The organism is Rhizobium sp. BK456 (assembly GCF_014194045.1).
GTDB classification, from domain to species: domain Bacteria; phylum Pseudomonadota; class Alphaproteobacteria; order Rhizobiales; family Rhizobiaceae; genus Rhizobium; species Rhizobium redzepovicii.
On the sequence record NZ_JACIAO010000002.1, the window covers coordinates 169,072 to 182,817 of the forward strand.

General features: G+C 57.8%; 12 protein-coding genes. 9 read left to right on the top strand and 3 right to left on the bottom strand.

Annotated features, from left to right (window positions below):
* Positions 1 to 226: 226 nt before the first annotated feature.
* The 3 genes from ung (at position 227) to FHX03_RS07110 (ending at position 2,614) form a co-directional block, all read left to right on the top strand.
* Positions 227 to 934, top strand: a complete 708-nt coding sequence (ung, locus tag FHX03_RS07100) for a uracil-DNA glycosylase (RefSeq protein ID WP_183853093.1) — start codon at positions 227 to 229, stop codon at positions 932 to 934.
* Between the two features lie 130 nt (positions 935 to 1,064).
* On the top strand, positions 1,065 to 1,997 hold the full coding sequence (locus FHX03_RS07105) for a VOC family protein (RefSeq protein ID WP_183777532.1): 933 nt from the start codon (positions 1,065 to 1,067) through the stop codon (positions 1,995 to 1,997).
* An 11-nt stretch (positions 1,998 to 2,008) separates the two neighbouring features.
* Positions 2,009 to 2,614: an alpha/beta hydrolase gene (locus tag FHX03_RS07110; protein ID WP_183777533.1), complete on the top strand. Its 606-nt coding sequence runs from the start codon at positions 2,009 to 2,011 to the stop codon at positions 2,612 to 2,614.
* An 80-nt stretch (positions 2,615 to 2,694) separates the two neighbouring features.
* Here the strand turns inward: FHX03_RS07110 and FHX03_RS07115 are convergent, their stop codons facing one another.
* Positions 2,695 to 2,946 carry a KTSC domain-containing protein gene (locus FHX03_RS07115; protein ID WP_003590684.1) on the bottom strand — a complete coding sequence of 84 codons (252 nt, stop codon included), beginning with the start codon at positions 2,944 to 2,946 and terminating at the stop codon, positions 2,695 to 2,697.
* A gap of 647 nt (positions 2,947 to 3,593) precedes the next feature.
* On the opposite strand from FHX03_RS07115, the gene FHX03_RS07120 reads away from it, so the two are divergent.
* A complete protein-coding gene (locus FHX03_RS07120) occupies positions 3,594 to 4,388 on the top strand; it encodes a metallophosphoesterase (RefSeq protein WP_183853095.1) in 795 nt (264 codons plus the stop codon).
* 96 nt (positions 4,389 to 4,484) lie between these two features.
* Here the strand turns inward: FHX03_RS07120 and FHX03_RS07125 are convergent, their stop codons facing one another.
* Positions 4,485 to 5,810: a UDP-glucose dehydrogenase family protein gene (locus FHX03_RS07125; RefSeq protein ID WP_003590689.1), complete on the bottom strand. Its 1,326-nt coding sequence runs from the start codon at positions 5,808 to 5,810 to the stop codon at positions 4,485 to 4,487.
* Positions 5,811 to 6,078: 268 nt separating this feature from the next.
* Positions 6,079 to 6,678, bottom strand: a complete 600-nt coding sequence (locus tag FHX03_RS07130; RefSeq protein ID WP_097626372.1) for a transglutaminase-like cysteine peptidase — start codon at positions 6,676 to 6,678, stop codon at positions 6,079 to 6,081.
* Positions 6,679 to 6,980: 302 nt separating this feature from the next.
* On the opposite strand from FHX03_RS07130, the gene FHX03_RS07135 reads away from it, so the two are divergent.
* From FHX03_RS07135 to FHX03_RS07155, 5 genes are all read left to right on the top strand, one after another.
* Positions 6,981 to 8,405 (top strand): O-antigen ligase family protein, encoded by a 1,425-nt coding sequence (locus FHX03_RS07135; protein ID WP_183853097.1) that lies wholly within the window; start codon positions 6,981 to 6,983, stop codon positions 8,403 to 8,405.
* 286 nt (positions 8,406 to 8,691) lie between these two features.
* Positions 8,692 to 9,903 carry a polysaccharide biosynthesis/export family protein gene (locus tag FHX03_RS07140; RefSeq protein WP_097626376.1) on the top strand — a complete coding sequence of 404 codons (1,212 nt, stop codon included), beginning with the start codon at positions 8,692 to 8,694 and terminating at the stop codon, positions 9,901 to 9,903.
* A gap of 82 nt (positions 9,904 to 9,985) precedes the next feature.
* On the top strand, positions 9,986 to 10,687 hold the full coding sequence (locus FHX03_RS07145) for a sugar transporter (protein WP_097626378.1): 702 nt from the start codon (positions 9,986 to 9,988) through the stop codon (positions 10,685 to 10,687).
* Positions 10,688 to 10,734: 47 nt separating this feature from the next.
* Positions 10,735 to 13,011: a polysaccharide biosynthesis tyrosine autokinase gene (locus FHX03_RS07150; RefSeq protein WP_097626380.1), complete on the top strand. Its 2,277-nt coding sequence runs from the start codon at positions 10,735 to 10,737 to the stop codon at positions 13,009 to 13,011.
* A complete protein-coding gene (locus tag FHX03_RS07155) occupies positions 13,011 to 13,715 on the top strand; it encodes a hypothetical protein (protein WP_183777537.1) in 705 nt (234 codons plus the stop codon). The genes FHX03_RS07150 and FHX03_RS07155 overlap by 1 nt, the downstream gene beginning before the upstream one ends.
* The last annotated feature ends 31 nt before the right edge of the window (positions 13,716 to 13,746 follow it).

The following is a 13,746-nucleotide window of genomic DNA, read 5'->3' on the forward strand; positions in this document are numbered from 1 at the left end:
ATGTCTCCGGTTTATCATAAGGTTCTACTCAGGCTGCCAGCCGGCGTAAATACCAAAGCCGTCATATAGTTAAACACGGACGGCCGTGCCTCGGACAGCCATCGCAACCTTCTTTCGCCGATTCTATCTGCCTGGACCCATTGCCGAGCCGACAGGCATTGCAGCGTAGATCGATTTTGTTAGAACCGTGTGTCCGTTGTTTCGGCATATGCGAAGGGTTTGCTGGATGAGCGATACATCAGTCAGTCTCGAAGAGAGCTGGAAAGCCGCCTTGGCGGGGGAGTTCTCAAGCCCCTATATGCAGCAGCTCAAATCCTTTCTTGTCGCGCAGAAGCAGGGCGGTAAGCGCATTTTCCCCCGGGGCAGTGAATATTTCCGCGCCCTCGACCTGACGCCGATCTCCAGCGTCAAGGTCGTCATTCTCGGGCAGGATCCCTATCACGGGCTGGGGCAGGCCCATGGGCTGTGTTTCAGCGTGCGGCCGGGCGTGCGCATCCCGCCCTCCCTCGTCAATATCTATAAGGAGATGCAGACGGATCTTGGCATAGCGCCGGCGCGTCACGGTTTTCTCGAACATTGGGCAAGGCAGGGCGTGCTGCTGCTGAACAGCGTGCTGACTGTCGAGGAAGGGCAGGCGGCCGCCCATCAGGGCAAGGGGTGGGAGCGCTTCACCGACGCGGTCATCCGCAAAGTCAACGACGAGTGCGAAGCCGTCGTCTTCATGCTCTGGGGCTCCTATGCCCAGCGCAAGGCGGCTTTTGTCGATACGACACGGCATCTCGTGCTCAGGGCGCCGCATCCTTCGCCGCTTTCGGCCCATAACGGATTTTTCGGCTGCGGGCATTTTTCGAAGGCGAATGATTTCCTGCAGTCGCGCGGGCGGTCCCCGATCAACTGGCAGTTGCCGGCCGATCCCCAAGATGTCGAGGTGTGAACGTCAACGCATCTTCGTTCACTAAAAGAAGACAATGCGTTTTGATCTGGGGGTCTGTTCCCCCGGAGGTTCAGCGCGCATCTTAGCCTCATCCAAAGCCTGCGCACTGCAGGCAAGAAAGGGGTTTCACATGCTCGATCAGATCAAGGGTCTGCACCACGTCACGTCGATGGCGGAGGACGCCCGAACCAACAATCAGTTCTTCACCAATGCGCTTGGGCTGCGCCGCGTCAAGAAGACCGTCAATTTCGACGCGCCTGATGTCTATCACCTCTATTATGGCGACGAGACCGGTGCGCCCGGCACTGTCATGACCTATTTCCCGTTCCCGAAGATGGCGCAGGGCCGTCCCGGCACCGGGGAGGTCGGCACGACGGTGTTCTCCGTTCCGCAAGGCTCGCTCGGCTTCTGGAGCGATCGTTTCAGCGCGTTGAATATTGGCGGGCTGAAGGCCGAGGAAAGTTTCGGCGAGAAGCGCCTTAACTTTTCGGGTCCTGACGGTGACGGCTTTGCGCTGGTCGAGGTCAAGGACGATGCGCGTCAGGCCTGGACCCATGGCGGCATCAGCGAAGACCACGCCATCCGCGGCTTCCATTCCGTGGCGATGCGGCTCAGGGATGAAGGCGCCACCGCCGAACTCCTGAGGTTCATGGGCTACGAGGTCGCCGAGGAACGGGATCGGGTCAAGCGGCTGATCAAGCCTGACGGCAACGGCGCGCATCTCATCGATCTCGAGACTATGCCGAACATTGCCCGCGCGCTTCCCGGTGCTGGCTCCGTTCACCACGTCGCCTTCGCCGTCGAAAACCGCGAGAAGCAGCTCGAAGTGCGTAAGGCGCTGATGGACACCGGCTATCAGGTGACCCCGGTGATCGACCGCGATTATTTCTGGGCGATCTATTTCCGCACGCCGGGCGGCGTGCTGTTCGAGGTCGCGACCAATGAGCCGGGGTTTAACCGCGACGAGGATACGGCCCATCTCGGCGAAGCCCTGAAGCTGCCCCAGCAGCACGCCCATCTTCGCGCGTTGCTCGAGCAGCACCTGCAGCCGCTCGAAGCGTAAGGAGAGGCGCTATGACCGAAACTGGATATGTGCGCCGGCTGCATGCCGGTGCACCTTATAGACCCATCCTGCTGGTGCTGCATGGCACCGGTGGCGACGAGAACCAGTTCTTCGATTTCGGCCGGCGCCTGCTGCCCGAAGCGACGGTTCTCTCGCCACGCGGCGACGTTTCCGAACATGGTGCGGCGCGGTTCTTCCGGCGCACCGGGGAGGGGGTCTACGACATGGCCGACCTCTCACGGGCGACGGAGAAGATGGCCGCCTATGTCAAGGCATTGGCTGAGAAGCACCAGGCTTCCCAAATTCTCGGTCTGGGTTTTTCGAATGGCGCAAACATTCTCGCCAATGTGCTGATCGAAAAAGGCATATTCGACGCCGCAGTTCTGATGCACCCGCTCATTCCATTTCAGCCCGAAGCTCAGGCAACTCTTGCGGGGAGAAAGGTGCTGGTCACGGCCGGGCAGCGCGATCCGATCGCTCCCGCCCCGATGACCGAGGCGCTGTCGGAACATCTGAAGGATCGCGGCGCTGATGTCAGAACGGTCTGGCATCCCGGCGGCCATGAGATTGCGCCGCTCGAGATCAATGCAGTTCGCGATTTCTTCAGCGGCTACTGATGGAATGTGCCGCGGTCGGTGACGCTGATTTGCGGGACCGGTGATGCCGGTCTCGCATTTTAGCTGAAATGAAGATCACATTAGGGGCGGGGAGGATATTTGCCCCTGATTGCCGTCATATAAAAATTTCCCGGGGATTCCGCCATCGTCAAGCCGACGACAACGCCCTTGGGGACGCCTTCATATTCCCGCCTCTGACCGTTTGTCAGATAGACCCGTAGATGCCGGCTGTCTTCGTCGTAGCTGATCGCCTCGATAAGTTTCGAATCAACCGCAGTTTCCACTTTGCACCCCGCAGTTTTGGATCTGAGAATCCCGGTAAAGAATGTCATTCACGCTCGCAATGCGCCATCATCATGCGCCGGTGCAGTAGCGTCAAGCGTGATAAGCTTAAGCGTTCATTTTTTTCTACAGGCTCTCGCTATAGTTGATTTATGCAGCTTTTTCGGAGGTGTCGCCTGTGGAAATCCGATCGCCGGAAGTTCTGTGGTTTGGAGAACTAGCGGCCGACACAGCCGCTGCTGGAACGAATAATACGGCTTAACGCTCAATTAACCCTCATCTACCAAAATATAGCGCGATGTTGACCGTGATGTCCTTCTAAAACGGCCGAATACAAATTGCGTTTCTCGCAATCATAATTTCGCTGTCGCGGGGACGTTGCGTCAGGGGCAGCACGATGTGCCTGCGAAAGCCGTTCCGCATGAAAGCCGGAAGGGATCAAGTGAGGATTGGGTGATTCGACGCGAGGCTCAGTGTTCGGTGCGGAGGAGACCGTTCCGGCAGCGATCGACGACGCGGGAAAAGTGCTGTCGATTCACGAGCGACGGCCCGATAGCCTCTTCACGCGGGGTTCCGGTTACAATTTCGCTGAGGCCGTGATCGGGCCAATTTTTTTTGAACACTGAGCCTGATACCCATGCAAGGATGGGCAGGAACTGGAGCTTTTCCGACACCCTCGAGGGCTCGGACCTCATATATGGGTTACATGTTTAACTATCTCGGGCCGTGGCGACAACAGATACGGATACTGGCCGGCAACCGCAAAGGACGCGCTCGGCTGACGTTTGCCGAGGGCGAGTTCGCTGCGGTCTATGCGATGAGCGATATACACGGATGTTATAAGGAGCTCGTCGAGGCGCATCGCCGCATCGAGGAGGACGCAGCGCGCATTCCGGGGCCGAAACTTATCGTCATGCTCGGCGATTATGTCGACCGCGGTCCTGATTCGAGCGCGGTGCTGGAGTTCCTGAGCAAGAGCCCGCCGCCGGGGTTTCAGCGTTTCGCGCTTTGCGGCAATCACGACGCGGAACTGGTGAAGCTCTATCGCAAACCGGCGCACATTCTTGAATGGCTCGGTTTTGCAGGGACCGAGACACTGCACTCATACGGTATCGATATCGAGCACTTGCTGCAGTCGGCGGCCGGAAGCGAAATGATTGCCCGGGTCATTCGCAACATGATCCCCGAGCGGCATATCCAATTCCTGGAATCGCTACCAATAATGCTGCGGATGGGAAGGGTGGTCTTTGTCCATGCAGGCGTCAAACCGGGCATCGACCTTAAGAAACAGAAGGACAGCGACCTGATGTGGATTCGCCAACCCTTCCTGGATAGCGGGCCGCAGCTTCCCGTCCTGGTAATCCATGGGCATACCCCGGCGCGAACCCCGACATTCGGTCCGCAACGGATCGGCATCGACACCGCGGTCTCGGCGACGGGCCGGCTGACCGTGCTGACGATAAAAGGAACGCGGGTCGGGCTTCTCAACTAAAGCGCGTTCAGGCCTTTTGGCGCAGTGCGCCAAAAACCAAAACGCCGCGGGATTTGCTCCGCGGCGTCAGGACGATTACCGGTTCACCAGAACCTGTCAGGCGTTTGATTCCTGATAGAGATTGGTGCCGATGCCGGTGTAGGTAAAGCCGTATTTGCGGACCTCGTCGCTGCGGTAGATATTGCGCAGGTCGACCAGGACCGGGGCGCGCATCGACTGCTTCAGGCGATTGAAATCGAGCGCGCGGAACTGGTTCCATTCGGTGACGATGACAAGCGCATCCGCATCGGCGGCCGCTTCATAGGGACCGCTCGCATATTCGATGTTCTCGATCACCTTGCGGGCGTTCTCCATGCCCTCGGGATCGTAGCCGACCACCTTGGCGCCGGCGTCCTGCAGGGTCTGGATGACGGCAATCGCCGGGCTGTCGCGCATGTCGTCGGTGTTCGGCTTGAAGGTCAGGCCGAGAATCGCGATCTTCTTGCCGCGAATGTCTCCGCCGACGGCCGAGATGACTTTGCGTCCCATCGCCCGCTTGCGATTGTCGTTGATCGAGATCGTCGTCTCGATGAGACGGATCGGCGCGTCATAATCCTGCGCCGTCTTGGCAAGGGCAAGCGTATCCTTGGGGAAGCACGAGCCGCCGTAACCGGGGCCGGCATGCAGGAACTTGGCGCCGATACGGCCGTCGAGACCGATGCCGCGCGAGACGTCCTGGACGTTTGCGTCGACCCGCTCGCAGAGATCGGCGATCTCGTTGATGAAGGTGATCTTCATCGCGAGGAAGGCATTGGCCGCATATTTGATCAGTTCCGAGGTGCGGCGGGTAGTGAAGACCAGCGGCGCCTGGTTGAGGTAAAGCGGACGATAGACCTCGGTCATGGTTTCGCGCGCCCGGTCGTCATTCAGCCCGACGACGATACGGTCAGGACGTTTGAAATCTTCGATCGCCGCGCCTTCGCGCAAGAATTCCGGATTGGAAACGACGGCCACATCCGCCGCAGGATTGGTTTCGCGCATAATGCGCTCGACTTCGTCGCCGGTGCCGACCGGCACCGTCGACTTGGTGACGATAACGGTGAAGCCTTCCACGTAAGTGGCAATCTCGCGCGCAGCGGCGTAGACATAGGAAAGATCCGCGTGGCCGTCGCCGCGCCGGGATGGCGTGCCGACCGCGATGAAGACGACATCGGCGCTACGGACGCTTTCACCGACATCCGTCGAAAACGACAACCGGCCGGTGCTGGTATTTTCGGCGACCAATTGTTCCAGACCCGGCTCGTAGATCGGAATGCGGCCTTCGCGAAGGGCTTCGATCTTACTCAGATCCTTGTCTACGCAGATGACGTCGTGGCCGAAATCCGCAAAGCAAACGCCTGAAACGAGGCCGACATAGCCTGATCCAATCATCGTGATGCGCATAATTCCCTCAAATCATTAGAGTAGGACATCATGCTGCGTCGCAGCATGGCGTCCGTCATACTTAATCTGGGCGAAAAGACAATATCGAAGATCGCTTGATACCCACACCGGAAATCGAACTTGGGGCGCCGCAGCTCTGTGTCGGTGGCCCTGCCGATAGCAAAAAGCATAGGTTTATGTGGGCGATATGACAAGTCGAGCCGCCCATCAGAGCGGCTCGACTTCGATCTCGAGGAGGTGCGTTCGGTTTATTTTGCTGCGTCCGCTATTACAGCCGGTACCAGACATAGGGGTCTGTTCCCGATTGAATCTTGTCCCAGCGCAGATCGGTGTCCCGCCAGTTCTTGATGCTGCTTTGCCTGTTGTCGAGCACGAGGTCGCCCTTATCAGTCCTCACCACCAGGACGGCATGCCCTTCGCCGGAGGGCGTATAGGCGGTCGCAATCCGCAAAGCGCGCGACGACCAGCCCATCGCAATCAGCCGGCTGCGCTTGGTGAGGGCGAAATCTTCGCAGTCGCCGCTGCGGACGTTCACCTTCCAGACGTCGCCGTTCAATTCGCTGCGGGAATCGTTCCTGCCGATCATCGTACGATTGACGGCGCCATTCACGGTTTTCAGCTGTAGCATCTGCTCATCGGTGAGCGCGATGACCGAGACACCGTTGTTGTCACGGCATTCGGCCGGGTTCTGGGCGCAGAACAATACCTGGGCGAAGGGCGGAATGATCTTGCCCTTTTCAGAGATATAATTGACCGCAGAATTACCATTAAGGCCGCGGGCAAAACCTGCGGGACCGGCGGCAAATGCCGAGCAGGCATTTCCTGCTGTAAAGGCCAGTGCCAGAAGTGTAACGAATGTTTTCTTCATCTGTTAAATCCCCTCAGGGCAACCGATTGAGATCAGGCTTGCATTTTGTCCCAGTCAATGGCATGGCGATTTAGTGATCTGCCAAGTATTGACCGCAGAACGTCTGTCCCGTTCCTGCTGCTTGACGGAGCATAGCCGGGCCTTGTCTCGATTGGCTTAAGTCTTTCGCGACAATTTTAAACGATGTGAAATTCTGTTGCACTTTAACACGCAAGCCATTGATATGCAACTTATGTTAGTACGTGCATATTAAGCGCGTTGGTTGCAATTCCGTTATTGCTGCCCGCTGATGAGGAAATCGAATGTTATCCAACCTCATCAATCGGCAGGTCTTGCGAGAAGCTCTTCTGCTCGCCTTTATCGGCCTCGTTATACTGACGCTCATTCCGTTCGGGAGCGTTACGCCCTTTCCCTTCGCCTTTGCCGCGATCGGCATGTTTGCCCTTGGCGCCATTTCGGCACTGCTGTTCGGAGAGCCGAGACAGAGCAGATGGGTCTTCAGCAGCGCTTTGTTGGTGCTCGTCGTGGTGACAGGCTGGACGTTCATCCAGACCATCGAACTGCCTTCCAACTGGCTGGCAAATCCGGCCTGGGGGCCTGCTCGTGACCTGGCAGGTGTCGAGTACGCGGCAATCTCGGTCGCGCCGGCCGACACGCTGGCTTCGATCCTCTCGGTGGCGCTGCCTTTCGTCACCTTCCTGACGGGGCTTCTCTTATGCGATACTGATCGGCGCGCAAGGAAAGTGCTGACCGTCCTCGGGCTTTCAGCGGGCATCATCGCTGTGTTCGGCCTGATCCAGTTTACACTGTTCCCAAACATCCTGATCGTCGTGGAGAAACAGGCCTACCTCGACAGCCTGACCGCGGTCTTCGTCAACCGCAATACCGCGGCGACTTTCCTCGGGCTTGGAACGCTGCTGATGCTGACCCTGGTCAGAGACATCGCCCGTTCCTGTTCAAACCACCCGCCCGGCGAGCCGGGCCGAAACACGCTTCTGTTAAAATCGTGGATCTACATGCTGCTCTTTTGCGCATGCTTCACCGCACTGATGCTGAGCCGCTCGCGCGCCGGCATATTCGCGACCTTTATTGCCGCCCTCATTTATTTTCCATGGCTGGCCATGAATTGGAACGGCTCGCGGCGTTATCTGAAACCGGCGCCGCAATGGCGTTCGATGCTGAAACTCCTCTCGGCGATCGTTTTCATCGTCGTGCTGCTGTCGGTGTTTGCAGGGCAGGCGATTTTGCGCGCGCAAGAGCGTCGGCTCGAGGATGATGATCGGTTCTGCATTCTGCCGGGCATATGGCGTGCTATTTTGGATCATTGGTTGACCGGGACCGGCCTCGGAACCTTCCGGACCGTATTTCCTGCCTACCGCGACTCGGCCTGCGGAATTTTCGGGATCTTCGACCGAGCGCATAATTTCTATCTCGAAGGATTCCTGGGCCTCGGGGTATTGTTCCCGGTCACGGCAATCCTTGCCTTCGCGGTCCTTGCCAAGGTGTTTCGGCAGGGGTTCGCCCAAAGGCGGCGTCTCAGGCATTTTGTGCTGCTTGGCCTGGCGGCAACGGTACTGGTCGCGCTTCATGCGGCCGTCGATTTCTCGCTGCAAATACCGGGTTTTGCCGTGTTTTATTCCGCCTTCCTCAGTGCGGTCGTCGCCATAAGCCTTGGGCGGAGCAACGGAGACGCGGATGTGGCATATGAGCGGCCGCTCAGCCGCTAAAATTTAAACAGATGGTTTATGAAGGTTTTTGAAAAATAGCGATTGTGCAGGTGCGAACTGTTGACTCTGAAACGCAAGAAATTTTATAGCGGGTCTAGCCCTCGGGTTCTTACGGCGCCAGAAAAGTTAAACTGGGTCGTTATTCGCTTCCTCAGAGGCTCGGCGTTGCCAGCCTGCCACAGTTAGGGGAATGTTAATCGGCTTTCAGTGTTATTGATCGGGGTTTGTCTTGTATTTTGTCAGATTGCGGGGCAGTAGCTTCAGGGGCGTCAACACAGGTTATTCTATGGGTTGTTCTCGTATCGGTAGTACACGCGTCGCCATTGTTGTAGCGCTAACCACTATATTGGCAAGCTGCACATCGTTGCCAAGATCCGGTCCCGATCACAAAGATGTTGATCGAGATGCGGCAGTGAAAGTGACAACGAAGGAGCGTCGTGTCGGCATCGACTACGCCCTGATCGATCTCAGCAAGAACGTTCTGCCCTATTTTACCTCTGCCCAGCCGACGTCCTTCAAAGGATTTGGCGGTGGTCGCGGCGGGGCGCCTGAAATTCCGCTTGGTTATGGCGACGTCGTCCAGGTTGCCATCTTCGAAGCTCAGTCCGGCGGTCTCTTCATTCCGTCCGATGCCGGCAGTCGACCCGGCAATTACATTTCCTTGCCAGAGCAGACCATCGATAGAAATGGGACGATTACGATTCCCTATGCCGGTCGCGTTCCGGCCGCCGGTCGCCTGAAGGAGACCGTGGAGCAGGATGTCGAGGACCGGCTGGCGAGCCGCGCGATCGAGCCTCAGGTGGTCATCACGACGACGACCAACCGCTCCAGTCAGGTGGCGGTGCTCGGTGACGTCAACAATCCTCAGCGCATCACGATCAGCCCGGCCGGAGAGCGTGTTCTCGATGTCATTTCCGCCGCCGGCGGTTTGACGACCAACAATATCGAAACGAATGTTACGCTGCAGCGTCGCGGCAAGACGGCAACCGTCGCCTACAATACGCTGTTGAAGAATCCGGCGGAGAATATCTATGTCGCGCCGAATGATACGGTCTCGATCGATCATGAGCGCCGCACCTATCTCACGCTCGGCGCCGCAGGCGTCAGCGGCCGCTTCGATTTCGAAGAATCCGACCTGACCCTCGGAGAAGCGATCGCCAAGGCGGGCGGTTTGCGCGACGACCGCGCCGATCCGGCTCAGGTCTTGCTCTATCGCTTGGTCCCGAAGAAAACGGTTCAGTCGATGAACGTCGACACGACGAGATTTGCGGGTGAGACGGTTCCAGTGATTGTCCGTGCGAATCTGCGCGATCCGGCGACCTTGTTTGCCGTTCAGCAATTCAAGATGGAAGACAAGGATATTATCTATATTTCCAATTCGGACTCGGTTGAACTGGTCAAGTTCCTTGACATCGTAAACTCGGTATCGTCCACTGTGGCAGGCGTGACCGACGATGCGAACGATACTCGCAACGCGGTCCAGGATCTCGGAAATTGATTGAAATATAGGCGGCGTTGCTCGCAGATGACCAACGCCGCGTGGTATTTTCCATAGCGGATTTGATGAAGGAACCACCGATATGGCAAGGTTTGGTGTTTATCGTAAGCTTGCATATAGTGGACTTGCCGTTGCGATGTTTGCCGGCATGAATTCAAGCGCCTTGGCGGCCGCTTGCGTGCGCCTCGCAAATCTCACTACCGTCGATGTCAACGCGTTTACGGCTAATCCGGCCATTCTGCTCGACATGTCTGATCCGCTGGTTCTATCGTCACTCGTTCGTGCGCTGGTCGGCAGTAGCGGCGAGGCTCTATTACCGGTAATCGAGCAGGCCAAGACAGCCAATGCCGCACAGATGGCGGCCATCGGCTCGGGTCTTGGTCGGGCTGCAAACAGCTGTCAGGTGACGGACCCGCTATCCAAGCTGGCGATCGAAAAGGCGGTCGCCGAGGCTGCGAGCGCCGATCCCAATCTTGCCCCGCTACTCGCCGCCTTTGCAAAGGTCCTTGCCGAAGGCGGGACCGCGGCGCTCGGTCCAGGTGCAAGCTCCGCCGCTGCCGCATCTGGCATCGGCAATGACGGGCAGGTTGGCCAAACTGGCCCCGGCGCTGACGATGGCACGCCTTTTGACGGCGCCGCGACGACTGCGGGTACGCTGAAAGTTTCGAATGCCGGCGACGACTCGTCTTCGAGCACTATTACGATTGTCAGCACAAATGGGGGAGGCCAATCCTCCTCCGACACGACCCAGTCGACGAGTCCGAGCGTCGCGGTCATACAATAGCTGGAATTGCCCTTAGATCTTAGCGCTTGATTTGTTGGAGATCGAAATTGCTATCGCCAGATAAACTTACCCCGCGTATCGACCCCTCCCGCGATGCAGGAAACGACGCTGATTTCATCGATTTCGACAAGCTCATCGCGATTGCCCGCCGACAGTGGCGGATGGTTGCGGCATGCGCGTTCGCCTTCGCCATTCTCGGCGTTGTGTATGTGCTGACGTCGGTGCCGGTCTACACCGCCGATACAAGCGTGCTGATCGACCGCAGCGATAACCAGGTGATCAACCAACTGGCGGCTTTCGGCCAGATGGACGATGACGAAGGGACCGTACTCAGCCAGGTCGAGCTGTTGAAGTCCGACACGATCGCCTATGCCGTGGTCGATAAGTTGAAACTGGTCGACGATCCGGTGTTCAACGCCCAGCGGAATTCGCTGTTTTCAGTCGCGACGCTGAAGTCGATGGTGAATTTCAAATCATGGTTTGCCGACGCCGCAGCAGTCGCGCCCGATCGGGAAATGCTGCGGCGGTACGCTGCGGAAACTGTAGCCGGTAATATCGATGTCGAACGTGTCGGCAAATCCTACGTTCTCGATGTCAGTTATACCTCGCAGTCGCCCGATATGGCGCGTCAGATCGCCGCGGCCATTGCCGACGTCTACCTGGTCGACAAACTCAATTCGAAATACGAGGCGACACGCCGGGCCGGCGAATGGCTTCAGGAGCGTATCGAAGAGCTGCGGCAGCAGGCGCTTGATGCCGACCTTGCGGTTCAGAAATTCCGCAGCGAGCATGGGCTTGTCGAGGCCGGATCCGGTACCCTGATCAGCGAGCAGCAGCTTTCCGAGATCAACACGCAGTTGATCAATGCCCAGGCCGAGACGGCGAAGGCCGAGGCAAAGTATGCGCGCGTCAAATCGATCATCGACGCCAAGCAAACCGACGCGATCGTCACCGACGTGCTCGACAGCTCCATTTCCAACGACCTGCGCAAGAAATATCTCGAGGCGTCCAAGCTCGAGACCGAAATCGAGGCGCGACTTGGTCCCGATCACGTCCAGGCCGTTCGGCTTCGTGCGGAGATGGAAGAATATAAGAGACTCATGTTCGATGAGTTGAACCGCATCGCCGAGAGCTATCAAAGCGAGCTGCAGGTCGCGCAGTCACGGGAAAACTCTTTGCGTGACAGTGTCACGAAGGCGACTGGCGTTGCCGCGACGGCCGGTGAAACGCAGGTGCAGGTTCGCGAACTCGAGCGCACGCGCGACACCTACAAGAATCTTTATCAGAGTTTCCTGACGCGCTACCAGGAAGCCATTCAGCAGCAGAGCTTCCCAATTACCGCTGCGCGCATCATCACCATGGCAGAGACTCCGACGAAGCCGAGTGCTCCGAAGAGAGCCCTTGTCGTCGCTTTTGCGATGTTCCTCGGATGTGCGGTCGGAAGCGGCATAGGCGCTTTCCGAGAGTTCCGCGATCGGTTCTTCCGCACCGGTGATGACGTCAAGGAAGTGCTCGATGTTGAATCGCTTGGCGTCATGCCGCTGGTTGACGATAACATCGATGATCCTACGCTCGTCGATCCGAGCAACCCGCGAAGCATCGCCAGGGGTAGCAAGACCACGACCTACGTCGAGGAGCACCCGCTCTCGGCGTTTGCCGAGACGCTTCGAAGCGCCAAGATTGCGATCGACCTCAGTGCGGCCGATCAGCGCTGCAAGGTCATTGGTGTGGTGTCGAGCTTGCCCGGCGAGGGGAAGTCGACGACATCAATCAATTTTGCCAAGCTTCTGGCAATGCAAGGTGCCCGCTGCCTGCTGATCGACGGCGATATGCGCAATCCCGGTGCGACCCGAGCAATTGGTCGTCATGCCGAGGCCGGCTTGCTCGAGGCGATCGTCGATGGCCGTCCGCTCAAGGATCTAATCCTTCTTGATCCCAAGACAAAGCTTGCATTTCTTCCGACGGTTGCAAGGTATCGTGTCCCGCATTCGTCGGAGCTGCTCGCGTCACGCGGCATGGACCAGCTTCTTGAAATTGCGCGTCAAAGCTTCGATTACATTATCGTCGACCTGCCGCCTTTGGCGCCCGTCGTCGATGCGCGCGCTATCAACTCGAAGCTCGATGCAGTGGTTTTCGTTATCGAGTGGGGAAAGACATCGCGCAAGGTCGTGCAGTCGACGCTGCTGTCGGAGCCGGAGCTCTATGCGAAATGCGTCGGCGCTATATTGACCAAGGTCGATCCGTCGCAGATGAAGCTTTACAGGACATTCGGCTCCAGTGAGTATTATTATAAGCGTTACTCGCGATACTACACTGAAAGCTGATGCCTCGCGGCCCGTTCGTTTCGGTCACACGGATTGTTTTCCTTGTCGTCACCGCAGTCTTTGCGTTGCTGGCCGGTAGAGAGCTGTACGCTTCGATAAAAACCGCCAGTATCTCTATCGTCGCTGAAAGGCTCGAGCACGGCGAGACTGTCACCGATGATGTTGAAGCCAAATATGCGGCGCGGACCATCGATATTGTCGATAGACATTATTGTCGGTCCGACATTGTCTCCGCCGGTGTGACACTTGTCCTGGCGCAACTCGATCGGCAGAACGTCAACGTCAATTACGACGCTTGGGCTGCCGCGGCATCGAGGGCCCGACACTACCTGCAACATGCGCTCTCGTGCATGCCGACGAACAGCAATTTTTGGCTTCGTCTCGCCGCCGTCCAATCCGTGATTGCTGAAGATCCGCTTTCGGTTGCGGAAATGATGAAGCGGTCCGTCGCTCTGGCGCCCCACGACGAGTCGATGATTCTGACGCGGTTTTACTTCTGGAACGATTTTACGAATGCAACGCTATCAACGGCAAAGGCTGCGCTTAATAGCGATCTCGTGACGATGCTGAAACTTGGCGATCGTTGCAGGGTCAACGCCGCTATTAGAGAGATCAGCCCACAACTCCGCCCTATCTTCGATCGAACCTGGGCAGGGCTTGGGGATGGAGCGACAGCCCGATTCCGGCAGCGCTGCAGCAAGTAATCGTCGGCCGTTCTAAGGAGAACAGCTGCAG

Coding starts and splice junctions, on each gene's coding strand:
- FHX03_RS07105 (WP_183777532.1), top strand. CDS start 1,065: ATGCTCGATCAGATCAAGGGTCTGCACCACGTCACGTCGATGGCGGAG.
- FHX03_RS07110 (WP_183777533.1), top strand. CDS start 2,009: ATGACCGAAACTGGATATGTGCGCCGGCTGCATGCCGGTGCACCTTAT.
- FHX03_RS07125 (WP_003590689.1), bottom strand. CDS start 5,810: ATGCGCATCACGATGATTGGATCAGGCTATGTCGGCCTCGTTTCAGGC.
- FHX03_RS07135 (WP_183853097.1), top strand. CDS start 6,981: ATGTTATCCAACCTCATCAATCGGCAGGTCTTGCGAGAAGCTCTTCTG.
- FHX03_RS07115 (WP_003590684.1), bottom strand. CDS start 2,946: ATGACATTCTTTACCGGGATTCTCAGATCCAAAACTGCGGGGTGCAAA.
- FHX03_RS07145 (WP_097626378.1), top strand. CDS start 9,986: ATGGCAAGGTTTGGTGTTTATCGTAAGCTTGCATATAGTGGACTTGCC.
- FHX03_RS07120 (WP_183853095.1), top strand. CDS start 3,594: ATGGGTTACATGTTTAACTATCTCGGGCCGTGGCGACAACAGATACGG.
- ung (WP_183853093.1), top strand. CDS start 227: ATGAGCGATACATCAGTCAGTCTCGAAGAGAGCTGGAAAGCCGCCTTG.
- FHX03_RS07155 (WP_183777537.1), top strand. CDS start 13,011: ATGCCTCGCGGCCCGTTCGTTTCGGTCACACGGATTGTTTTCCTTGTC.
- FHX03_RS07130 (WP_097626372.1), bottom strand. CDS start 6,678: ATGAAGAAAACATTCGTTACACTTCTGGCACTGGCCTTTACAGCAGGA.
- FHX03_RS07140 (WP_097626376.1), top strand. CDS start 8,692: ATGGGTTGTTCTCGTATCGGTAGTACACGCGTCGCCATTGTTGTAGCG.